An 18,458-nucleotide genomic window follows, 5' to 3' on the forward strand; every position below is an offset into this window, starting at 1 on the left:
AAGATGATTGAGCGCTGTCTGTCACATCAGCGCTTCTCCTCACGACCATAAAATTTTATGGCTTCTCGACACATGAGTAGCGGAGACTAGGGAAAAGTAGCTTCGATCTGCCGTCAGCAGGTAAGCATTAACTGGGAGAAAAGGATGTCAATGCAGGATAACGCGGTCGCTTCGATCCGACTCGGGGTAGAAGACTTCAAGGCGGCGGAGCACGATGAAGCCCGAGCCCTTTCATCCATTCGAAATTTGACGTCGGGTCTCCTGTTGCTCTTCAAGGTCAAGTTGCAGGCCATGAGCTCGCCCGGTTCAGGTGAGGCACTCCTTAAAGAGAAAGTGACACCTACCTTGGGCACTGCAGGCCAAGTCGTTTGGGTTGGCAGCGGTAAAAAGACCGTCGATGTTCACACGATAATTACGCGACTCAAGAGCCTGGGGATTGATGGAGTAGAGTGGAACCTGCTGGAAGCACTCACCACCATCAGGAATGATATAGAGCACTATTTCAGCAGCCGTCCGACGTCGGTATTGCTAGAAACCGTTGCCAACTGCTTTCACCTGATACAGCAATTCGTCCCCACTCATTTAGGCATCAGCCCGGGGACTCTGCTTGGCACAGACACCTGGACATTTCTGACCGAGCAGGAAGCTTTCTACGAGCGGGAGCGAAAGGCATGCCTGGAGTCTCTCAGCCAGATCACTTGGCCATCTGACATTCTTGCAAGCGCAATAGAGCATTTGAGCTGCCCTGAGTGCAGAGCAAAGCTCATGAAAGCTTCAGGCAACGTCGAAACACTCTCGCTAACATCCTTTCACTGCACCAGGTGCGAAGCCACCTCTGAGTTTGGTGACGTGGTTGACTCCATGCTCACTGGAAAATATTTCGCAGACCTATACATTGCCGCCACCCAGGGCGGTGAAGGCCCTTTGGATCTCTGTGATCGTTGTGAACGTGATTCATACGTTGTAGAGGAACAATGTTGCGCTATCTGTGGGGACGGCCCGAAAGCTCCCGAGTGCCTGCAATGCGGTACCCAGCTTTATGACGATACTGATGAAATGCAATCGCAAAGGCTGTGTGCCCATTGTCAGTACGTGCTTGAAATGGATTAGGGAGCCTTAACTGTTCTAGTCAGCAGAGCAGTCTGAAAAGGAATCTATTCGCCCCCTATTGCACAACTTGACATCTAGGGAGCGCAGAACAAAGGATCCTCTGCCAAAGCGGAATACATTACCTTCCGCCAGTGATTAGGGAACACACTCGAGCTTTCAGCCGCCGAACGTAGATATTGCGAGAACTCCTCAGCCGGTCTGTTGCGGAAATAGCTCCTGTGCATATCCAGCAAAAAAATAAGCTCGCTACTCGCGGCGATGCTGTAGCGCTTCGCGATCCCGAAAAACTCAAAATGATTTATGGCACGTTCACGATCCACTTCAGACCACGTGTCTGGAGGAGTTGCTGCATAGCTGATTACATTGGGCTGGCTATGCGTGACTGATGCGCTAATCCACGTTTGATCAAAGAAGCAAGGCTGATCAAAATACGGGTGGATTAGCTGTTTGTGAGCGTGGTCGATCAGCGGATTGCCCTTGTCGGTGTTGCAATCCCGGCATGCGGGAATGAGATTTTGAGGAAGCACCGCCAATTTTGGGTAGTTAGCTTTCGGGAGGTAGTGATCTAGTGTACGTGGATGACCTATGCCCCCACAGGTTGGGCATTCATCCCCCGCTCCAACTAAGATCGAATCGTAAATGACGCGACCTAGGGGGCGTCTCACCATGTAATACTCATATAGTGCGACCAGTTCGCTCTTGCGAATATCGCCGACCACAATCGGATCTTCACCTTTCGCAACAACGAGAGGAGGCAGTTCCCAGGTTGCCCCGGCGGCGGCCCGCTCGACGAAGTCGATGGCCGTTTCTCGTATATCGTTCACCCCCGCCATCATCCGGGTTCGTTCCGGCTCGTCGAGGATCGCCGATACACAGGTGGCATAAGAGTATTCTGGAGCGTAGTCCGGGCAAGGTAGCCGCTTCATGACTTGACCCCATTGTCTCGGTCGGCAAGAAGCGCTCGGAGTATCGCCTGAGCCTCCAAACCTAACTGCCGGTTGAACTCTAGAAAGATTTGGTCAAAATCCTTACCTTGGTCTACCGCAGAAGCTAACAAGGTGTGAAAGCCAGACGCTGTAACTTCCAGTCCGAAGACCTCTCGGGTCAATATCCCTACATTTTCACCAAAGGTTTCGATGGATGGGCGATGGGCTGCAGCGACGAGATGTGAGCGGTTAATCTTCCACACGCACGAGGAGGGAATTTCTTGGAGAACAACAGGTGAATGAGTTGCGATGATCGCGACCCCGTTCCGCTCCAATAGCAACTCGCTCAAAGCTCTAATGAAAGCGGACAAAAGTGGCGGATGAAGATGACTTTCCGGCTCGTCCAGAAGCACAAGCGTCTTCTCCTCAACCCGCTCAACCAGTTTTGTGATTGTCAGCAAAACGATAGAGTGCCCAGAGCTCAAATTTGAAAAAAGATACTCTGAAGTAGCAATAAACTCCTCGCCGCTTAACGATAGAAGCCCCAGAAACCCCATACCTGCAAAGTTTTCATCAGACTGTAAAGTTTCAATAGCTCGTTTCCAGCGATTTCGCTTGTAGGCATCTTTGAGGCAAGCCTTTAATCCGGCGAGAAACTCAGCTTTCAGTGCCTCACGTCGCTTCAGGTCATGCCCGTCCGTGGCTTTCGCTTTTAGCCCAATGTAGTAGAAGCAGGTGCCAAGTGCCGGATCAGGCTGTTCAGGCGGAGGGTCGAATGGATCAAATGCGCTGAAAGAAACAAGCACAACGCTACTGAAAAAATCCTGACCAATTGGCGCTTTTGCTCCGCCCCAAGGGTTCACCCGGAAAATAGCATCCAGTCCAGAGTGACCATTACTAATAGCGTTTATCATGCCATTCAAAATGGTAGTTTTGCCGATACCATTGCGTCCAATCAAGGCATGTACGTTGGTAAGTGGCGTAGAGCCCGCTATAACCTGAAAATCGAGTTCTATGCCCGCAGTAGCACTATCACTCTGTTTAACAAACGTGAAGGAGTAGTTCGTACGAACAGCCCCTCCCTGCAGTACACGGGCAAACTGCTCTTTAACGCTGCTAAGACTTACATCCCGCAGTAAAGACGTCGAAAAAACAGGCTCACCTGTGATTTGCTCAACAAGCTCAGGGTTGGCAACGATATCTCTCAAACCTGTCAAATAAGCATATTTGAAAGACGGTGACTGAATATGGGCGATTTTGGTGTAATACTCGACATTGTTACCTAGAGAGAAAAAATCATCTGGCAACTCTGTGAAGTGCGTGGGAAGCTTTGAGTACGTGGAAGTAGATGTATCCTGCCCCTTGAATCCGATTTTTAGATTTTCAAGCTCATAGCGTACGCCTTCCTCGTCGAAGGCCACAGCGTAAAACATGGTGACGAAGTGGAAGTCGTTCCATCGATCCATTTTCAGGTAAGTTGCATTCATAGCCCGATCAGGGAATTTCGTATCCCTACCAATCACATAAAAATCCATTTTGCTTGCTCTCCTTTAGGCTATGTACCCAGCGCCGTCTGAAATGGTGGGTTCACATAATGTTTGTGAACAGAGCGATCCGTCACTTAGGAAAAACACATGATCAATGAGGATGACGGGGTCGGGCTCATCAGTTTCTGTATCTCGTCAGAAATCCATACCCCTACCGGCCACATCACTTGTAACACCAACAGGATGGTGAAACTCAAGAATGCCCGAAGAAGGTATTCATGAGTCATTTTGATACCGGTCACCTTCCTGTTCACCAGAGGATAGTTGTAGAGCACAGCGCTTGATAGCTGCTTCGCGAGGGCAGCCTTCGGTGACTTTTTGTTCCAGCTCCTTACCAAATCCCCAGGGCTCAGCTGAGCAAATCCCGCGACCTGTAACGTCCGGAAAGCCCACGCTCCAGCCCTTAACAAATAGGCTATAGCCCAGGCGAAAATGAGTAACCCAAGACATCCCAACCATTTGCTGGATTTGTCACTCCACAGCGTAGGCAGTAGAGAGACCAAAACAGGAATCAGCGCAGTGATCGCAGCCAGGTAGATACCCGCCTTAGCATCAGCTCCTTTACGACGGTCAACCTCTGCGTCGAACAGACGACGCGATTCTTCCAGCACTACCTCGCAGTCCTTAGACCAATTGCTCGCCTGGACAGATGAAGCTAGCCGACGCGCCCACTCATCATCCTCGACCTGCTCTTCTGATGTCAGAGGGGTGAGGCTCGGCCACAACCATTGGAGGCGCTCCTTAAATTTCGGCAATCGCATTCACCATCAACTCATCCACGATTGCCGAGGCGATTGGATACCCGGTCAGGTTTTCTATCCAAGCCCACTGACCATTAGGATTAATCTCCAAAAACCACAGTTTTCCTTTCCGATCACTTATCAAATCAATAGCCCCATAACGCAAGCCAAGACGACGTACCAGTTCTACGCACTGTTTCCGTACCAATTCCGGAAGACTGATTTTCTCATGACGAAGGTCAGGACGACTTCCCTGCCGCCAATCGATCTCGGTTTCAGGATTCTCTTGAGACCAGATTGCGGTAGCAAAGACACGCTCACCGACTACCGTGACCCGCACATCGTATTGCTTGAGCACCTCAGACTGGACTATGAAGGGAGTCATTGCGATAGCTTCGGCTTGATCATCCTCAAACGTACCCAGTCGAGAAGTGAAGATAACCCGCTCTGTCTCACCCGTTAGTACAGCCTGGCGAAGCGGCTTACCAATGGCCTGACTGATTGCCGCAATGGCTCGTGCCGAGGAGATGTCGTTCGTTATAGATGCCTGAGGGACATCGAAGCCAATTTCTTGAGCCAGGAGAAGTTGCATTGGCTTGTCTTCAGCCATGAAGATCTTGGTAGGTGAGTTAAGCCAGCGCCCCTCCAAACGTGAATACAAGCTTTTTAGAAAGCTACTCCACTCCGCCTCGATATAGGCCCGCTCTCCTGCATCAATTATTTGGTCAGATACAGTCGGCGCTCCCGGCCTGCGAAAATAGGCTCCTGATATCTGCGCGCCGTGGGCAGTTTCACCGTCCAGTGATATAGACCATGCATCGCGCGGATATCCTGCCATCGAGCATAATGCCTGCGGGAGCATCTCTGTATTCAAGCGCATGAAAGGCTGGCCACGTCGACGGAGCTCTGACACAACATAATCCATCGTGATGTCACGACGGTTGGTAACCAGCAGCAACATGAGACTCTTCCAGGTCAGTCGGTGTAGTAACGAGTATCAAGCCCGAAGGTAGGATCGCCGTTGTCGTCACGCTCCAACTCGACATTCGTCTTGGTGATCAACTCGAGAATTTGATTGGCCTCACACCGGTCGTCGCGTTCTGTATTCGCATCGGTCTTGGTCACAAGCTGCAGCAGGTTGTTGCTGGAGTCCAAACTAAGTGGCTGGCTAAAGCTATCAGCGGAAGATTGCCCTCGAAAGCGAATGTGGTCGTCATCATCGCTCTCAACCTTTTGATAGGTTTTGGTCAACAACTCGACCTGCCAAGGGGCTTCATCATCTTGCTCGGCATTTACTTTGGTCTTGGTCATGAGCTCATTCAGAGCTCCATCAGCGATGATGGGGATTGCCCCAGCTGGCGAGTCAATCGCCCACATATTGAGCTCTGAAGAGTAATAACCAGGGATTTTGTCTTCCCCAGTCCTTGGAGTGGCGAATCTCGAGAGATACGGCGAGGTTCCAGAGAAATTTTCTAAAGCTCCCAAGCTGGCTTCTCCTCGTGCCGGCAAGTCGCGGAGGGCGACAACCGTCTGACAATACCATCTGGCCAGCACAGAGGTAAACGTGACCTTATATGATACGTATCACTAGCCTAGGCTACCGAGGAAGCAGCGCCTCAAGACGGTCAGGGAAGAGGTCTACGCAGGGATGTTCGTGGTCGACATTGAGGGGTGGAGTATTACAATCTTCAACGACTGTGATGCTGCGAAGGGTGCGTGAGCCCGGATGGACTGCGTTGGTCGTTCGACTCGGGAGATCGATACGGTACTGACCCTGTAGCTCTGCTTAGCATGTGGGAGCATCACACTATGGAGCGGATGCTAAAATACCTTTGAATAGTTATGGAAAGTGAGTGCGCGTGCTACCGGGGCCGGCTGTCGTGAATTAAGACGCTGAGATTCGGCGTCTTAGCCCTCCGGGCTTCCATCCGCGCGCCTGCGCGCTTCGCTTGAACCTGAAGGCTTCAAGCCTCACGGACATTTGACTACAAGCCGACGGCACTCCCCAAAAGATACTCGCCCTGAAAAATGTTCAAGCACGGAAAATGAGAGACGGCCTCAGAGCAATTGATTTCAACTGGTAAATAAGACGACATTTGAGCACATCTCGCGACCACAAATTTGGAAAAGGATTTTTGATGCGCTCGCACAGTAATAACTACGTTCCCATCGAGCGAACGTTTGTTGAATTGAAAGGAACCTCAGCACATGAGGCCGACTCAGAGCTCCTCCACCTCGATGCAAGGAAGAAGCCCCTTCACTGGCCTGAGGTTCTAGACGAGCACAGAGTGATCCTGCTATCGGAAGCTGGATCAGGTAAAACGACAGAAATCCTACAAAAAGCCCGACAAATGAGGGCTGCAGGCAAGTGCGCGTTTTTTGTAAGGATCGAATACATATCGGACGATATGGACATTGCGTTCGAGGTGGGAACTCATGGGGAATTTCTTGCTTGGGTAGGTAGCGGTCAAGAAGGCTGGCTGTTCCTTGATTCGATTGATGAAGCGCGCTTGCGACATCCGAAGGATTTCGAGCGCGCCATCAAGAAGATGAGCCTGAAGCTGAAACCTGCTTTACAACTGGTGCATATCACGCTCACAGCCAGAACAAGCGCGTGGAAAGTGAAAACTGACCTGCAGCTATGTCAGGAAGCGTTTCCTTATAGCCCCCCAACAAATCAAGCTGGGGAGTCCCAGGGGGAAACTCCAGCCCAAGCACTCACCACGTCCAAGCCAGCGGATCAAGAACTGCTGGCGTTTCGATTCGTGGCGATTGAAGATCTCAGCGAACAGCAAGTTGCCGAATTCGTCCGCATAAGAGGCGTCGCTGACCATCAGAGATTCCTCGATCAGGTCGATCAAATGGACGCTTGGTTTCTAACGGTGCGCCCACTCGATCTTGAAGAGCTGATCGACTACTGGGAAGCCAATCACAGAATCGGTACGCGCTACGAGCTGATGGTCAATAGCGTCGAGCGGCGCTTAGTGGAACACCATCAAGATCGACTGGCCGGGAATACTGTCTCCCCAGCAATGCTATTTAACGGCGCAAAGCTAGTCGCAGCCGCAGCAACGCTGTGTCACGAGCCGAAAATCCAGACCCCGGACGGGGCGTACAATCATCAAGGGATTCCATTGGAACAGGTGCTTCCGGAATGGAGCACCTCTGAACGCCAGACACTTTTGGAGCGACCGCTTTTTGATGAGGCTCACTACGGGACAGTCCGGTTTCATCATCGCTCCGTAAGGGAATATCTAACTGCGAGATGGCTGCACGACCTGTTGACGCACGACGGATCACGTCGCCAAATTGAGGAGCTGTTCTTCCGAAACCAATACGGGATGGAAGTAATTGTTCCGCTCATGCGCCCTGTGCTCGCATGGCTGGCGATTCTTGATGCCCCTATACTCGAACGTGTTTGCCGAATAGCGCCCGAGGTAATCTTCGAAGGGGGTGATCCAAGCCGTTTGCCTGTAGATGCCCGTAGCAAAATTCTACGTCAAGCCTGTGAGCAGTTAGAAGAGCCGGGCCAGGGCCGATCACTTATCAGCTTTGATTCGGCTAAGCGGTTTGCCTCGCCTGAGCTGGCAGCTGAAATCAATAGTTTGCTTGTCGAGTACAGCGATAACGAAGATGTCACTTGGCTTCTGCTCATCATGGTGTGGCATGGCCAGGTAGTCGGAGCGCTTGAGCAGACCAAGAGATTTGCTCTGACTTCCAGGTCGAAATACTCAAGAATGGCCGCTTTCAGGGCACTGAAAGCTATAGGATCTGCACGGGATCGACTGGAGATTCGTTCTGCAATCCTTCAGGAGGATGAAGAGCCAGATCGAAACTGGATTGCAGCACTCATCGAATGGCTGGAGCCAACTGATGAGTCCTTCACTTGGCTGATCGGGGCGATCAAGCGCGTTGCCCCAGCACAAAAGTACAACGTGGACTCGCTGACACAGGCGTTAAGTGGCCTCGTCGCCCAATGGCCGGTAAACCTGCTCACTCGCTTGCTCACAGAGTTCAGCGTGCTGATGGATACTCCGCCTGTCAAAGAGGTATATCCAAGCACATTATCAAAGCGTTTCGGTTGGCTTACGACTCCAGCTTCGGCTCTATTGCTCGCATTAATCAGATGTCGAGACTTGTCCGCCATTGATTGCGTGGCACTTTCACTGCTACGGAAACTACCAATTTTGCGGGACGCCGGTGAGCTGGACGCAAAAGACCTCACCGCTGACTTGCGCAGCGAGATCAGCAAATGGGGGGAACTGAATCAAAAGCTATTCTGGTACGGTGTTGAGCGTAGTCGCGATTACATGTGCTCCAAGGGATACTTGAAACACGGGCTGACGCTGCACCACCAAGTCGACGTTTCCGGTCACCTTTGGTCTTTCTCTGAAGCCGATTTTGGAGTGGCCTGTGAATGGGTCTTCTCCAAAGAGTCGCTCGACAACAGGAAGGTCGCTCTCAGTCTTGCCTTCAACCTGTATCGGGATAGCGAATCCCCCGCCTATATGTTGGAGCAGATGACCAAGGCCTGCTCAGAGCAAGCAGAGTTGGCAATCATGTTAGGTTTTTTACTCAACCCTCCTCCAGACGATCCCGAGTGGAAAGCCCAGCAGGCGAAGTGGGCGCTCAAGTCTGCTCGCCATAAAATGGTTCGCGAGGGTCGCAAGCGACAATGGTCAGCAGGCCTGCAGAAAGACGTTGACTTGCTGCGGTCACCGCCCGAACCGGGGCAGCTCACCAACCAGCAGCTCTACCTGCTCCAGAGGCTTCAGGACGTGTCTAATCACTCTGGCAACTGGAATGAGCGGAACTGGGAAGACCTCGTCCCTGAGTTTGGTGAGTCGGTCGCATCAGCATTTCGAGATGGCGCCGTAAAGCATTGGAGGCAGTACACACCCCAGCTACGCTCGGAAGGTGCTGCGACCAATTCAACACTGTACGCAGTGATTCTCGGCTTGGTAGGCCTATCATTTGAAGCCAGATCGAATCCTGATTGGCTAAACGATTTATCCCCTACGAGTGCTGCGCTTGCGACCCGATATGCGTTGCATGAACTCAATGGATTTCCGGGCTGGCTGCCGGGCATTTACAGCGCGCACCCAGACCCGGTAATCGGTATCTTATTGGGAGAAATAGATTTCGAGCTGGCCAGAATGCCCCTTGCAGAAAATAGTCATTACGTTCTGTACGACATCAGCTGGAGCGGGCAGTGGATCTGGGACGGGATCTCACCTCACCTGATTAAGCGGTTAAAATCTCCATCCAAGAACGTCGCCCGACTTCGCCAAGTCGCCACCATTCTGCAAGGATCAGCGCTCGATGACTCCACTCTGGCAGCACTCGGGTCGAGAAAAGCCCCCTCGGCCAAGAATCCCGAAGTCGCGTCGGTGTGGTTTGCTATGTGGGCAGGTGTAGCCCCTCAGAAAGCTATTCCTGCCCTATCAAAGAAATTAAGTTCCACAAATGAGGGGGACAGTTCTCGCTTCGCAATGCTGTTCATCACGGCACTGATGGGAAGCCGCCGACAACGCCGTTCAGGACGCGGTGCATTCCGGACAGTAGAACACCTGAAGGCCTTGTACTTACTTATGAACACCTACATTCATGAGCGAGACGACATTGACCGGGCAAATACCGGGGTGTACTCACCGGAGCTTAGAGACGATGCCCAAGACGCCCGCAACTCTCTTCTCGCATTGATTCGGGAGATTCCTGGAAAAGAGGCATTTCTGGCCCTCATGGAAATATCTGTTTCCCATCCCAACTCAAAGTCTCGCCCATGGCTGGCCTCACATGCGAAAGAGAAAGCCACCCTTGATGCAGATATGCCTCCGTGGTCGCCGCAGGATGTAAGAGACTTCAATGATCGTCAGGAACGCACGCCCAGAACTCATCGAGATCTCTGGGAGCTTGCGGTCTCGCAATTGAAGGATTTGAAACATGACCTGGAAGACGGAGATTCGAGTATTTCTTCTATCTTGAAGCCGAGGAGCCAAGAAACCGAGATCCGCAAGTTCATAGGTGGTTGGTGTAGAGATCGAGCGAAAAGCCGTTACTCGATTCCTCAGGAAGAAGAGTTCGCAGATGCCAAGCGTGCAGACTTGCGCTTCCACGGAGCAGTTTTTGACGGGCAAGTACCTACTGAGTTGAAGCTGGCAGATAAATGGACAGGCCCCAATCTAGAGGAGCGCCTGGAAAATCAGCTTTGCGGTGATTACATGCGCGACACGAGATCTCACTACGGTATTTTTCTGCTGGTCTTCCATGGCATCAAACCTAGAAAAAGCTGGCGGATGAGCGACGGCACTCTGGCTCGGAGCTTCAACGAACTCGTCGCGAAGCTCCAACAACGCTGGGAACACTTGGCGGCGTCGTACCCGAGCATCGAAGATGTCCAGGTGATCGGGATAGATCTTACCAAACGCACCGAAGGCTGATGGCAGTAGTAAAGAAGAGACAGTCAGGAGTCCTTGCGGCCACTCTGGTTCGGGTTGAGTTGCTTGCCCCGGTTACGGGCGGTGTGAGCAATGATTATCGAGGCGGCTCTCAATCCAATGGAATCGACGTGGGTATTTGCCATTCAGGTTTTTTATCAACCTGGCTGTCGAAAATCTGCCGTGCCTTGCGGAAATCCTCGACGTTCGAGACTACCCAAGTCCAGATAGGGGACATACGAACCAACAGCCCCATACCGAGCGGAGTCAGCTCATACTCGACACGTGGCGGAACCTCAGCGAACTCGCGGCGAACCACTAGGCCATCTCGCTCCATGGAGCGTAGCGTCTTGGTCAACATCCGCTGAGTTACACCAGTCATCTGCCTTTTTATTTCGGCATGACGCATGGTGCCGTACACACCCAAGGCGTGCAGGATGCCCAACGACCAGCGGCTGCCTGCGTGAGCAAGCACTTCCCGCCTGACACCATCATCATCTTCTCTCAAGGTTCGGCAGATTGTCTCTGCCTGACTAAGAGCCTCCTGATCGGTCATTTCTTTGTCTGGTATCACAGGTGTGCCTTCTTACGAGCGTTGCCTAATCGTGCAAGCATTGGTTCATCTTACAGGCAACAGGTCTCAGGAGAAATCATGACCGAAGTGACCCAATTTTCCCCGCAATCCATTCTGGTTCTAGGCGCCGGTGAGCTTGGGCTCCCGGTCTTGCGCAATCTCGCGAGCGTGGCAGCGCGCGCGCCCGGTTCCACAATCAGCGTCCTTCTCAGGGACTCGACCATCAACACTCAAGTGCCTGAGAAAAAGGCCGAAATCGATGGGCTTCGGGGCCTAGGCATCCAGATGGTGGCCGCAGACCTTGTGAACGACTCAATCGATCAACTGGCTGAAGTATTCGCACGCTTCGATACCGTAATAGGCTGTGCAGGCATGGTTGCGGGCCGGGAAACACCGATGAAGTTGGCTACTGCCGCTCTCAAGTCCGGTGTGAAGCGCTACTTCCCGTGGCAATTTGGTGTCGACTTCGAAGTAATCGGTCGGGGCAGTCCTCAGGATCTGTTCGATGCTCAGCTTGATGTTCGCGAATTGCTTCGTGCCCAGGATAAAACTGAATGGGTAATCATCTCGACTGGTATGTTCACCAGTTTCCTGTTCGAGCCTGTATTCGAGGTGGTTGATTTCGAAAACAATACCGTGAACGCGCTTGGTAGTCTCGAGACCAGCGTGACGCTCACGACTCCAGACGACATCGGTGCATTGACAGCGGAAATCGTTTTCTTCGAACCTCGCTTTCGCAATGAAATCGTTTATCTATCGGGAGACACAGTGACATATGGAGAGGTGGCGAGCCTCCTCGAACGCGTACTGGGCCGTCCATTCAAACGTAACGTGTGGACTGTTCCGTACTTGCTCAAAGAGTTGGAGAAAGATCAAACGCATCACATCAAGAAGTATCGCGCTGTATTCGCCCAAGGCAGAGGTGTGGCTTGGCCAAAAGCCAACACCTTCAATGCGCAGCATTCGATTCAAGTCACGACCGCTCAGGAGTGGGCGCAGGCAAATCTGGCATCAGGCTCACCAGCCGATTGATTAATGAGCTAAAGCCGTCCACGGGAGGGCAGGATGTCTCGCTCGAGAATATCGAGCACGTGTGTCACCTCTGGATCTACGAATAGATAACTTGGCCGGGCGGTTTCAGATAACCGTCCAGCAAAGTAGTTCAAGCTTCGAAAAAAGCACGGCAGGCGTTCATCAGAGCAGTCGCGTCATGCAGAGCTCGATGGGGCCTAATTGTCGGCAGTCGCCTGTAGATTTCACTGGCAGCCTCCCGGCCTACAAATGCCTCCAAAGGCTTCAACTCGAAGGTGGGCATCAGATATGCGGCCTCGAAAAGCACATCGAACCAAAAACTGTCTTGAGGTGAGTCGCTGCAAAGCACGTGGCCTGAAAACAGCTGATTCATATTTGTCGCAACAGCGACTGGGGTATCGCCTTTCCCAGAAAAAATTGGCTGCTGTAGGAGAGTGCAAGGTTGCGGGCATGACTCAGCGTGAGACAGTCGTGAAGCTCGGTTTACCTGCTTCCACCGTGCAAAGGTACTGGCACAAAGAATAATTTCCTCACTAAAGCGCAGTAAGATCCGCAGCGGCTTTGCGCATCACCCCATCCTGATTTACCCGTGCAGCATTACTGATCAGAGCGTTCTGATATCGTTGCAGCAATAATCCTTGGCTCTACTTCAGTCCTGAAGATCAGCAATGGATAGAACGCTATGCGTACCAGGCCGTGAGAGAATTCGATGAAGCATGTCAGGTTAATCCGACACGGGGAAAGTGCGGCTAACGCCGGCGAAGCAAGCCTGGATCACGCGACCATCCCTCTTACGCCAAAGGGCGTGGGACAAGCGAGCCTAGTGGCAGGGTCATTCGCCCAGGCCCCAGATCTGATTGTTGCGTCTCCATTTTCCAGAGCTCAAGCAACTGCGATGCAGACAGTGGCTGCTTTCCCTTCAGTGCCGTTTGAAATATGGCCTATCCAAGAGTTCACCTACCTTGAGCCCGCACGGTGTATCAACACGACCATTGCTCAGAGGCGAGATTGGGTGGAAGCATATTGGGCCAAAGCAGACCCCGCATTCACGGATGGTGAAGGTGCCGAGTCTTTCCTGGACTTTATATCTCGGGCTCAGTCTTTCTTGGATCGACTTGCAGAGCATCCTGCTCATGACATCGTAGTGTTTTCGCATGGGCAACTTATCAATGCCGTAGCGTGGCTGATCGAGCGCAACCCGCTGACAATCGATGGCCAGGCAATGACAGAGTGGCGCGAGTATGAGATCACCAACCACGTGCCTAACTGCTGTGGCTACAAGCTAACCAAATACCCAGACGACGCCGGCTGGAAAGTGAGTCCTGGGGAGCCGCTAATTGACGTAACTCAGCGCGTGCCAGACAGAGCCTACCAAGCAGTTCGCAATCCCGAGCGTTTGCTCATTGAAGAGCGCGCCGAAGCTCTCTCAGCTGCAGGCTATCCGCTGCCAGTTGATGATCCGGCTATGTACGCTGAGCAAAGGCTGGAAGAGGCCAGAGCGGCAGCTCGTTCATCCCAGGTAAGTAGCGTCAGCAATAGCACTGCGGCTGAGCTGTCAGCGAGAGAGGTATGCCAAGTATTGCGGGAGGTCACCTTCGAGCGACGGATGATGACCAAGGTGAGCCAGGAATCTTGGGATGAGATTTATGCGGGCTATTTCGTGGTGAGCGTCGAGGGCTGGCGGATATCGATCTACAACGAATGTGACACGCTCGACTACTGCGAAGAGTGCATCAGCTCTGATGGGCGACGCTGGTCGTTTGACTCTGGAGATCGCTTTGGTACTGACCCAATAGCGTTGCTCAGCACTTGGGAACATCAGACGCTTGAGCGTCTCCTGAAAGCGCTCTAGGGAGCCAAGTTCGAACGGGCCTCTACGAAGACGGCTGTCGTAAAACAAGCCTCGATGTTGCCGAGTCTTGGCCCTGTGGGCTTCCATCATCCGGCTTGCGCGCTCCGCTTGCTACTGACCCCAAGTCACCCATCCAAAAGATTTGTGGCCCAATAGCCTCGTCGTAATTTGGACGTGCTGCTAGGATGGAAGTGAGTTGTGCATACCTGCCCTCGTACCCCCGCAGCCCGCTGATGGACAGTTCTAGGGGACGGAGGCGATAAACGTTAAAGGGAGCCCCCCTGTCGAAACGTCCTTTCCTTACTCAGCGGCGAAAGAGACGGTCTAGAACCAGCAGAGCAATTGCACCAATCGCGATTGCAGCAACTGGTTTCTCTTTAACGAACGTGGATACGCTGTCCAGGGCATCGCCATAGGTTTGAGTCAGCTGACCGGCAGCTTGGCGTCCCGCACCTTCGGCTTCCAGCTTCGAATCACCAAGCAGTTTTCCGACTGCGCTTTGGGCTTTACCGGCAACCTTTTCTACAACACCTTCTACCTGCTCACTTCTCATGATTGATTAAACCTTCGTATAAGTTGGAAGCTCAGAATGAGTGAACTGCGATGGCTACCATCCGATAGCCATCGCAGCGAAACGGTGTTACCGCCTAGAACTACTTTTTGTCTACGGCGTCTTTGACCTTGCCAGCCACTTGCTGTGCTTCACCTTTCTTTTCTTGGATGGCACCTTCGACCTGTAGCTTCTCATTGCCTGTGACCTTGCCGACACCTTGCTTCACGTTACCGATAGCTTCGTTGGCCAGGCCTTTGATTTTGTCTGAAGTACCACTCATGGTTGTCTCCCGGTTAGGAATAGGTGTCCTATCTGGACAGAAAAATTGACTGGCGACTGCGACCGGGAGTTCCACGGTTGACGACTACCACTCGTCGCCGGCCCTTCGAGTGCTATCTGGAAACAGATACATGGCTGTTCGGATGGAGAAACAATTTCTTGCTGTCCAAGCTATCAAAACAGCATGATCGCCCTACTGCCCTCAGCGATGCATAATCAGATGCCCCACATTCCTGCCCCCTTTCCTCCGAACGAGGATGAAAGAGCCCTGTCGCTAGAGCATCTCGGGGTGCTGGACTCAGCTCCGGAGAAAGAATTCGACGATATCGTCGTGCTCGCGAGCACCTTGTGTGAAGTACCGGTCGCGCTGGTTTCTCTGGTGGATAGAGAACGTCAGTGGTTCAAGGCGTGCGTCGGGCTGGACGTGAGGGAGACGCATCGGGATCTGGCGTTTTGCGCGCACGCGATCCTGGCTCCCGCCGATGTGTTGACTGTCGAAGATGCCAGACTCGACCCGCGCTTTGAACACAGCGCGCTGGTGCTTGGCCCGCCCTACATTCGCTTTTACGCGGGAGCTCCTATCATTGACGATACGGGGCACGCTCTGGGTACGGTGTGCGTGATTGATACCAAGCCGCGAACCCTGACAGCACCACAGCGCACGGCATTGTTGGCATTGGCGAGACAGACCGCTTCGTTGTTGCAATTGCGCCTGCTCAGACATCAAATAGAGCGTCGAGCAGAAATGCTTGAACAAGAACTGGCTCAGGCGAATGCACTTAATCAAGTGGCCGAAGAGTCACTGCGTCACGCCAAGCGTATCTCCTCCTTGGGAATGGTCACGGCCAGTATTGCGCACGACTTCAACAATATTCTTCAAGCGCTAAGCGCAAGTTTGCAGATGATCCGCTTGCGCGCCAGACGACCAAAAGCCGTCGAGCAATTTAGTGATACCGGATTGCAGGCGGTCGAACAGGGACGGCAGTTGGTCAATCATCTGCTTTCTTGTGTTCGACTCGACAGCCCAAATTTGGTGTGCGTTGACGTTAATGCTCGACTTGATGCAATGCGCGATTTGTTGTTTCACACCGCGACCGAAAGTGTTGAGCTGACTTTCGACCTGTCAGCCCCCGACACCGCAGTGATGTGTGAAGAAGCCCAGTTGAATGCAGCTGTCTTGAACCTTCTCACAAATGCCAGGGATGCGCTCGGGTCAGCAGGAAGTATCTGCATTTCAACGCGACTGATGCGGGTTGATGATGACGTAACACTGGCTGGAGGCAATTACGTCGTGCTCAGCGTCACTGATACCGGGCCAGGTATACCAGATGACCTGGCGGCTAAAATTTTTGATCCTTTTTTCACCACAAAGGAAAGAGGAAAAGGTACGGGCTTGGGCTTATCGCAAGTCCGTAAGTTCGCAGAGAACGCTGGGGGCACCGTCATGGTTGATAATGCACCCGACAAGGGAACAGTCGTATCTTTGTACTTGAAATCATTGGGTCGAATCGACTCTGCGATTAATCCCACATAATCATCGTGGCTTAAGTAACCTTCTTTACATGATTTGCCTGTATGCCGGCCTGATACGCTGTTGTTCCGTAAGTGTATGGCCAATACAGGTTGTGCGATCAACGGTCTGATCCGTAGATGTTAGAATCAGTGGCAAGTCTGACCTAACGCGGGCGCGCATTGGGCGTTTTGGGACGTCAACCTTGGATAACCAGACGGGCCGGAAGGTGCAGTAATGTTTCTTAGTCTTGAAGTTCGCAGCTATGAGAGGGAAGACCGTCACCACCACCACGAGCATGCTCAATTGGTACTGCCGATTCGTGGCGAAATGGAAATTGACGTAAACGGTCGCGGCGGCTGCATTGATCAGTCATTGGCAGCGCTTGTGACACCTGGCTCGATCCATTCGCAGCAGACTAACCTCGATAGCCGTTTTTTAGTTTTGGACTGTGCGCCGACGATTATGGAAACGCTCCAGATCGAGCGTCTTGCTCAAAAAATATATGTGCCCATTTCCCCCGCTACTCGTCGGCTTATAGAGTTCGCTGAGCTAATCGGCAATGCACAATTGTCCATCGCGGCCTCCCAATTGGGGCCTCTGCTTTTATCGTCTCTAAATCCGGATATCTCCCGCTTTCCAGACCCCATGAAGCAGTTGATCGCTCGTATTCAGGCGGATCCTGGAGCGAACTGGAGCAATGAACGCATGGCTCAAGTAGCAAAAATGAGCATGAGTCAGATGCACCAACGTTTCCGGCTAATGTTCGAGATGAGTCCGCAAGTTTGGTTGACTGATTTACGCCTGCAAGAAGCTCAACGATGGTTGCGTGGAACCTCATTGACCATATCCGAGATTGCCTTGCGTGCCGGCTTTAGCGACCAGGCATCGCTGACCCGTGCCATGCAGCGCGTGAGGGCCACGACCCCGGCGGTTTATCGTAAAACGCAAAAACAGTCTGGGTAAAAAATCCCGTAGTTACCGACAATACTCCCCGAATCAGTTGCTCCAGACTTTACCCATAACGCTTTGGAGCGCGGATGAAATGTTTGCTGACCGATTACTGCTAAAGGGCATTGTCTACGGAGTTTGCGCGGGCCTGTGTTGGGGAGTGATCTTCCTCGGCCCCCAGCTCACCCCGGGGCTGAGCGGACTGCAATTCGCCGTTCTGAGATTTCTCTGCTACGGCGCGATTTCGGTGGCCTTGCTTATGCCCCGCTGGAGGCGCGTTTGCGCCAATCTCACTATCGCCGACTGGAAGTCACTCTTCTGGCTTAGCCTGATTGGGAACCTCATTTACTACACGCTAGTGGGCACCGGTGTGCAGTTGGTTGGCATTGCCACAACGTCTCTGATCGTCGGACTCATTCCCGTGTTCGTCACGCTGGCAGGTCGTCATGACGTCAACGCAATTTCTTTGCGCAAGCTAACTCCCTCGCTGTTCTGCGCTGTGGGCGGGGTCGTACTCATCAGCTGGCACGCACTGATCAACGGCGACAAGCCAGATATACTGACAAACGTGGCCGGAATTCTATGCGCAGCGGGCGCGTTAGTGACATGGAGTTGGTTCGCAGTGAGCAACGCTCGGCGGCTGGCTCAGGTAACCAGCGTTTCCGCCCATGACTGGGCACTGCTGACAGGGGTCATGACTGGCGCTCAGTCACTGCTTTTGGCGGTACCTGTCCTGGGCTGGCAGGTCGGAACGCATGACAACTCCGAATGGCTACACTTTGTCATGGTAGCCGGTGGCGTAGCGTTTTTATCTTCGGTTGTGGGTAATGCGTGCTGGAATCAGGCGAGCCGACTTCTACCACTGGCACTAAGCGGACAAGTGCTCGTGATTGAGACGTTAGCGGCGCTGGTTTTTGGATTTCTATGGGAGCATCGGCTGCCCGACT

Annotated in this window: 14 protein-coding genes and 1 pseudogene; 7 read left to right on the forward strand and 8 right to left on the reverse strand. The window is 52.7% G+C overall.

Annotated features, from left to right (window positions below; translation table 11 throughout):
- Positions 1–144 precede the first annotated feature (144 nt).
- Entirely contained in the window at positions 145–1,110 is a 966-nt protein-coding gene (locus tag BFP92_RS29475; protein ID WP_230962027.1) for a hypothetical protein, read from the forward strand.
- A 74-nt stretch (positions 1,111–1,184) separates the two neighbouring features.
- Here the strand turns inward: BFP92_RS29475 and BFP92_RS29480 are convergent, their stop codons facing one another.
- From BFP92_RS29480 to BFP92_RS29500, 5 genes are all read right to left on the reverse strand, one after another.
- Positions 1,185–2,036, reverse strand: a complete 852-nt coding sequence (locus BFP92_RS29480; RefSeq protein ID WP_223816869.1) for an HNH endonuclease — start codon at positions 2,034–2,036, stop codon at positions 1,185–1,187.
- The gene (locus BFP92_RS29485; protein ID WP_065932190.1) at positions 2,033–3,571 is read right to left on the reverse strand and encodes an AAA family ATPase; all 1,539 of its coding nucleotides are present in this window, start codon (positions 3,569–3,571) and stop codon (positions 2,033–2,035) included. The genes BFP92_RS29480 and BFP92_RS29485 overlap by 4 nt, the downstream gene beginning before the upstream one ends.
- Before the next feature lie 86 nt (positions 3,572–3,657).
- Complete coding sequence (locus tag BFP92_RS29490; protein WP_056789424.1) at positions 3,658–4,344, reverse strand: hypothetical protein; 687 nt, start codon at positions 4,342–4,344, stop codon at positions 3,658–3,660.
- Positions 4,325–5,284 (reverse strand): MvdC/MvdD family ATP grasp protein, encoded by a 960-nt coding sequence (locus BFP92_RS29495; RefSeq protein ID WP_056789421.1) that lies wholly within the window; start codon positions 5,282–5,284, stop codon positions 4,325–4,327. Before BFP92_RS29495 ends, BFP92_RS29490 begins: the two co-directional genes overlap by 20 nt.
- Positions 5,285–5,298: 14 nt before the next feature.
- Positions 5,299–5,808: a hypothetical protein gene (locus BFP92_RS29500; RefSeq protein ID WP_056789418.1), complete on the reverse strand. Its 510-nt coding sequence runs from the start codon at positions 5,806–5,808 to the stop codon at positions 5,299–5,301.
- Between the two features lie 653 nt (positions 5,809–6,461).
- Between BFP92_RS29500 and BFP92_RS29505 the strand changes: the two genes are divergently transcribed.
- The gene (locus tag BFP92_RS29505) at positions 6,462–10,763 is read left to right on the forward strand and encodes an NACHT domain-containing protein (protein WP_065932191.1); all 4,302 of its coding nucleotides are present in this window, start codon (positions 6,462–6,464) and stop codon (positions 10,761–10,763) included.
- A 109-nt stretch (positions 10,764–10,872) separates the two neighbouring features.
- On the opposite strand, the gene BFP92_RS29510 is transcribed toward BFP92_RS29505, so the two are convergent.
- Positions 10,873–11,316: a winged helix-turn-helix transcriptional regulator gene (locus tag BFP92_RS29510; protein ID WP_065932192.1), complete on the reverse strand. Its 444-nt coding sequence runs from the start codon at positions 11,314–11,316 to the stop codon at positions 10,873–10,875.
- A 96-nt stretch (positions 11,317–11,412) separates the two neighbouring features.
- On the opposite strand from BFP92_RS29510, the gene BFP92_RS29515 reads away from it, so the two are divergent.
- Both BFP92_RS29515 and BFP92_RS32265 read left to right on the forward strand, forming a co-directional pair.
- Positions 11,413–12,366 (forward strand): aromatic alcohol reductase, encoded by a 954-nt coding sequence (locus BFP92_RS29515; protein ID WP_065932193.1) that lies wholly within the window; start codon positions 11,413–11,415, stop codon positions 12,364–12,366.
- Positions 12,367–13,075: 709 nt separating this feature from the next.
- A pseudogene (locus BFP92_RS32265) lies at positions 13,076–13,684 on the forward strand (histidine phosphatase family protein); the annotation flags it as partial.
- 838 nt (positions 13,685–14,522) lie between these two features.
- On the opposite strand, the gene BFP92_RS30930 reads toward BFP92_RS32265, so the two are convergent.
- Positions 14,523–14,771 (reverse strand): CsbD family protein, encoded by a 249-nt coding sequence (locus BFP92_RS30930; protein ID WP_083221824.1) that lies wholly within the window; start codon positions 14,769–14,771, stop codon positions 14,523–14,525.
- Between the two features lie 100 nt (positions 14,772–14,871).
- Positions 14,872–15,051, reverse strand: coding sequence for a CsbD family protein (locus BFP92_RS29530; RefSeq protein ID WP_003191424.1), 180 nt, complete (start codon positions 15,049–15,051; stop codon positions 14,872–14,874).
- A 219-nt stretch (positions 15,052–15,270) separates the two neighbouring features.
- Here BFP92_RS29530 and BFP92_RS29535 point away from each other — a divergent pair, with 219 nt between their 5' ends.
- The 3 genes from BFP92_RS29535 to BFP92_RS29545 form a co-directional block, all read left to right on the forward strand.
- The gene (locus tag BFP92_RS29535) at positions 15,271–16,584 is read left to right on the forward strand and encodes a sensor histidine kinase (RefSeq protein WP_032901073.1); all 1,314 of its coding nucleotides are present in this window, start codon (positions 15,271–15,273) and stop codon (positions 16,582–16,584) included.
- A 213-nt stretch (positions 16,585–16,797) separates the two neighbouring features.
- Positions 16,798–17,526 (forward strand): helix-turn-helix domain-containing protein, encoded by a 729-nt coding sequence (locus tag BFP92_RS29540; RefSeq protein WP_003191427.1) that lies wholly within the window; start codon positions 16,798–16,800, stop codon positions 17,524–17,526.
- Positions 17,527–17,605: 79 nt separating this feature from the next.
- On the forward strand, positions 17,606–18,458 hold an 853-nt coding region (locus BFP92_RS29545; protein ID WP_065931535.1), incomplete at its 3' end, for a DMT family transporter.

The sequence above is a fragment of the Pseudomonas sp. 58 R 3 genome (assembly GCF_900006605.1).
In the GTDB taxonomy this organism is placed as follows: domain Bacteria; phylum Pseudomonadota; class Gammaproteobacteria; order Pseudomonadales; family Pseudomonadaceae; genus Aquipseudomonas; species Aquipseudomonas salomonii.